Raw genomic sequence first — 1,136 nt, 5'->3', positions numbered from 1 at the left:
TCTGCCGCTCAACCATGGCGCTGAAGCGCGCCTTGGAGGTGGAGTCGTTGATGTCGTATTCCTGCGAGCTCATGGCCGCGAGGGTCTTCACGAGCTCGCGGAGACCCGTTTCGTTGGCGCGGACGCCATAACCAACCTTGGTGGAATCATCGACCTGGGCCGTTGCCGAGAGGCGCGGATTATCCCCGGTGGTGCCGACTTCGCCGGTATACCACTTCACCGTCTCACGGGTATTGGGTGCGGCGAAGACCGTCGCGGTTTCCGGATTGCCACCAGAAAGATCGAGGCGACGGGCCACGCCATCGGTGGTGAAGAAGTCGTCCGCGGCCGCGTAGCTCGAGGCAGAGACCAATTCGGTCTTGCTGGTCTGATCGAGCTTGAGCTTCAGCGCCGCTTCAAAGTTCGCGGTCGTTTCTTCCGGCGTGGCGCCGATGACGAACTGGCCGGCCACCGGCTCGCGATCGACGGCCTGCAGCACGATCGGTGTGCTGGTGCCATCGGGCATCTTGAGATTGATGGTCACCGACTCGCCGGCGCGCGGATTGCCGAGAAACTCGACGCTCATATTGGCCGGATTGCCGGCCACGGCGCTGACATTGATCTTGCTGCTGGTGGTCGAAGCAGAAGCCAGCTTGTAACCAAAGATCGTCGGCGGGTTCTGTTCTTCAAGGCGCACGGTCGTCGTGCTCGGTGCCGGCATGGTGCCAGCAGTGAGGCGGCCCATCTTAATCGGAGCGTCGAGGCCGCCGAGGCTTGAATCAATGGCCCCCTGCAGGTTCTTGAGCGTTTCCTCGCGGTTGACGCCGATCTGGTACTCGCGCGGATTGGTGGCGAGCGGATCGGGCGTACCGCTGACGGCCTTGAACTGGAAGTCGGTGGTGACGCCATCCCGGTTCTTGACGCCGATGGTCAGCATCTCACCGTCTGCCGGCTGCGTCTCGAACTTCACCGACACGGAATCCATGCCGTCCGAATAGGAAATCACCTTCACGTCCGCATCCGAGGAGGTGAAGATCTTGAAGTTTTCGAGGTTGCCGAGCTTCTGGCCCATCAGGTTTTCGAGATTGCCTGCAGTGCCCTCGAGCGTCGAGCCGATGGAATATTCAGGCGGCGTGCCGGCGCTATTAGGCACGGCC

1 pseudogene is annotated in these 1,136 nt (G+C 61.9%); it reads right to left on the bottom strand.

Annotated features, from left to right (window positions below):
• A pseudogene (locus J0I64_RS03730) lies at positions 1–1,136 on the bottom strand (hypothetical protein); the annotation flags it as partial.

Source organism: Devosia sp., assembly GCF_017307565.1.
In the GTDB taxonomy this organism is placed as follows: domain Bacteria; phylum Pseudomonadota; class Alphaproteobacteria; order Rhizobiales; family Devosiaceae; genus Devosia.
Note: the sequence above shows the minus strand (reverse complement) of the source record. Positions and strands in the feature narration are given on the sequence as shown.